The sequence below is a fragment of the Roseiarcus sp. genome, assembly GCF_052145395.1.
GTDB lineage: Bacteria > Pseudomonadota > Alphaproteobacteria > Rhizobiales > Beijerinckiaceae > Roseiarcus.
Genome location: NZ_JBKQOT010000235.1, coordinates 1 through 2,859, shown reverse-complemented (window position 1 = coordinate 2,859; position 2,859 = coordinate 1). Strand labels below are relative to the sequence as shown.

The following is a 2,859-nucleotide window of genomic DNA, read 5'->3' as shown; positions in this document are numbered from 1 at the left end:
AGTGAGCATCGACGTGCTGCGCCGCTCGGAATAGAAGCGCGTCTGGATCGGCCCCGTGGAGCGTCTGGCGGCTTGACGCCGCCGGCCGCCGGCGTTGGCGAGCGCTGCGAATTTATGCTAACCGCGCCTCCGGACTTCCGGGGATGCTCTCGTGGCGAACAGTGCAGGCGGCGTTGCGGCTCGCGCGATTGTGTTCTTCGGGATCTGGCTCGCGATCGCGGGCTGGCAGCTCAAGGATATCCCCGTCGGGGTCGCCGCCGCCGCCGCGGCGACCGGGGTGAGCCTCGCGCTTTTTCCGCGGCTTGCCCCCGGGTTACGGTTCGGCGCCCTGGCGGCGCTCGCCGCCATTTTCCTGCGCGGGTCGATCGTCGCCGGATTTGACGTCGCCCGCCGCGCGCTGAGCCCGGAGCCTGACGTCCGCCCGGGCTTCGTCATATTCCCGCTCCGCATCGCTCCGGGCCTCGCGCGCAACGCTTTCAGCGCGCTGTCGAGCCTGCAACCTGGCGCCTTGCCGACGGGCGCTGAAGACAACGCGCTCATCGTTCACGCCATCGATGTGACCCAGCCGGTCCAGGCGGCGCTGGCGGCCGACGAGAACCTTTTCATGGCGGCGGTCGGCTATGAATGATTTCCTGCTCGCCGCGGCCGGCCTGACGCTTCTCACCGTCGCCGTCGGCCTCGCCCGGGTGCTCTACGGCCCCGGCGAGGTCGACCGCATCATGGCGGCGCAACTTTTCGGGACGGGCGGCATCGCGGCCCTTCTCCTGATCGCCTCCGCCGCCAGCGTGCCCGTGCCGGGCGTCGAGGACGTGGCGCTCGGGGTCGCGCTGCTCGCCGCGTTCGTCTCGCTCGCCTTCGTCAACGCCGCCGGCGGCGCGTCCGAATCCGCGGGGCGCGGCGAGTGAGCGCCGCGATCGACCTTTTCAGCGTGGTCGCGATCGGCGCGGGCGTGTTCTTCTTCTTCGCCGGCGCCGTCGGATTGCTTCGATTCCCCGACTCGCTCACGCGACTGCATGCGCTGTCGAAGGCCGACAACCTCGGTCTGGGCCTCGTCGTGCTTGGGCTCCTGCCCCGCGCCGGCAGCCTTCAGGAGGCGTTGAAGCTCGTGGTCGTCTGGGCGCTGGTCCAGATTTCCGGCGCGGCGGCGTCGCAGATGATCGGGCGGGCGCTGCGGCTCGAGGGGTCGAAAAAGTGACCCTGCTTTCGGTCCTGGACATTGGCCTCGGCGCGATCGTCCTCGGCGTCGCCGCCTGGACGGTGCTGACCCGCGATACGTTCGCCGCGGTCGTCGGATTCGTCGTCTACGGGCTGCTCGTGTCGATCGTCTGGGTCCGCCTCTATGCGCCCGACGTCGCCCTGACGGAGGCCGCCATCGGCAGCGGCGTCACCGGCGTCCTGCTCGTCACCGCGGGGACGCGTCTTGCCGGCAACCGGACGGAGCCCGAGCGGGGCTTGTCGATCAAGATTCCGGCGGCCCTGCTTGCGCTGCTCACGACCGCCGCGCTCGCCGCCGCCGTCCTGCTGCTCCCCGACAACGCACCGTCGCTCGCGCCCGCCGCGGACAAGGCGCTCGCGACGACCGGCCTCGGCAATCCGGTCACCGCCGTGCTGATCGCCTATCGGTCTTTCGACACGATGCTCGAGAAGATCGTGCTCGTCCTGGCGGTGGTCGGCGTCTGGTCGGTGGCGCCCGACCGCTTCTGGGGAGGCGCGCCGGCGCCGCTCGGTCGTCCGGCGCCGCAGGGCGACCTGCTGCTGCTCGCCAAGGTGCTCACTCCCATCGGGATCCTGGTCGGCCTGCACATGTTCTGGGCCGGCGCTGACGAGCCAGGCGGCGCCTTCCAGTCGGGCGCGATCCTGGCGGCGATGTGGATCGTCGTCATGATGGCGCGGATGGCGGAGCCGCCGCGGATCGGCGCGCGCTGGCTGAGGCTCACGCTGGTCGCCGGGCCCGCCGTCTTCCTCGCCGTCGGCCTCCTGGGCCCATGGATGGCCGGCGCGTTCTTCGCCTATCCGGTAAATTTCGCCAAGCCGATCATCATCGTCATCGAGGCGTTCATGGTTCTCACGATCGCGGCGACCCTGCCCATGCTGGTCGCGGGGCCGCCGAGCCGGAACTCCGAGCCATGAATCCTGCGGCGCTCTCCGGGTTGGTCGGGGCCGGGCTCGTCGGGCTCGGCCTCTACAGCCTCATCGTCAACCCTCAGCCGCTGCACAAGCTGCTCGCCTTCAACCTGATCGGCAGCGGCGTGTTCCTGGTGTTCGGCATCGTCGCGCGCCGGGGAGCGGTCGGGCCTTTCCCGTTCGATCCGGTGCCGCAGGCGATGGTGATCACCGGCATCGTCGTCGCATTCGCCGCGAGCGCGCTGGCCGTCGCGCTGATGCTGCGGCTTTCCGAGGAGGCCGGACGCGTCACGCTCGACCCGGACGCCTGGACGAAGCCGGACGACGGAGCCAAAGACCCATGACGCCGGCGGACGCGACAACGCCCGGCGGCTTTCTGCTGGTTCTGGCGATCCTCGCGCCGTCAGCCGGGATCCTCGCCTCGTTCCCGCTCGGCGGCCGCACCGCCGAGCGCATCCTGCTCGTCCTCTCGCCGATAGGGCTCGCCCTGGCGGCGGCGATCGCAGCGCTCGTGTGGCGCTCCGGCCAGCCGATCGCCTACGTCGTCGCGGGCGTTGCGCCCCCGCTCGGCATCGCGCTCCGGGCCGACGGGATCTCGTCGGTCATGCTCGTGGCGACCGCCCTGCTCGTCCCGGCCGCGGCGGTCTTTGCGCGCGCAAGCTTCGCGACGCCGCCGGACGTCCTGGAAACGCGCAAGGGCCTCACGTTCTGGATCATGCTGCAGGCGATCTGGGC

At 71.0% G+C, this 2,859-nt stretch carries 5 protein-coding genes and 1 pseudogene; all 6 read left to right on the top strand.

Annotated features, from left to right (window positions below; translation table 11 throughout):
• Positions 1–151 precede the first annotated feature (151 nt).
• The gene (locus ACLP25_RS07990; RefSeq protein WP_442468679.1) at positions 152–628 is read left to right on the top strand and encodes a Na+/H+ antiporter subunit E; all 477 of its coding nucleotides are present in this window, start codon (positions 152–154) and stop codon (positions 626–628) included.
• Positions 621–905 (top strand): monovalent cation/H+ antiporter complex subunit F, encoded by a 285-nt coding sequence (locus ACLP25_RS07985; protein ID WP_442468678.1) that lies wholly within the window; start codon positions 621–623, stop codon positions 903–905. The genes ACLP25_RS07990 and ACLP25_RS07985 overlap by 8 nt, the downstream gene beginning before the upstream one ends.
• Positions 902–1,195 carry a monovalent cation/H(+) antiporter subunit G gene (locus ACLP25_RS07980; RefSeq protein ID WP_442468677.1) on the top strand — a complete coding sequence of 98 codons (294 nt, stop codon included), beginning with the start codon at positions 902–904 and terminating at the stop codon, positions 1,193–1,195. Before ACLP25_RS07985 ends, ACLP25_RS07980 begins: the two co-directional genes overlap by 4 nt.
• Positions 1,192–2,130 carry a hydrogenase subunit MbhD domain-containing protein gene (locus ACLP25_RS07975; RefSeq protein WP_442468676.1) on the top strand — a complete coding sequence of 313 codons (939 nt, stop codon included), beginning with the start codon at positions 1,192–1,194 and terminating at the stop codon, positions 2,128–2,130. Before ACLP25_RS07980 ends, ACLP25_RS07975 begins: the two co-directional genes overlap by 4 nt.
• The gene (locus tag ACLP25_RS07970; protein ID WP_442468675.1) at positions 2,127–2,468 is read left to right on the top strand and encodes an NADH-quinone oxidoreductase subunit K; all 342 of its coding nucleotides are present in this window, start codon (positions 2,127–2,129) and stop codon (positions 2,466–2,468) included. Before ACLP25_RS07975 ends, ACLP25_RS07970 begins: the two co-directional genes overlap by 4 nt.
• A pseudogene (locus ACLP25_RS07965) lies at positions 2,465–2,859 on the top strand (complex I subunit 5 family protein); the annotation flags it as partial. The gene ACLP25_RS07970 and the pseudogene ACLP25_RS07965, both read left to right, overlap by 4 nt.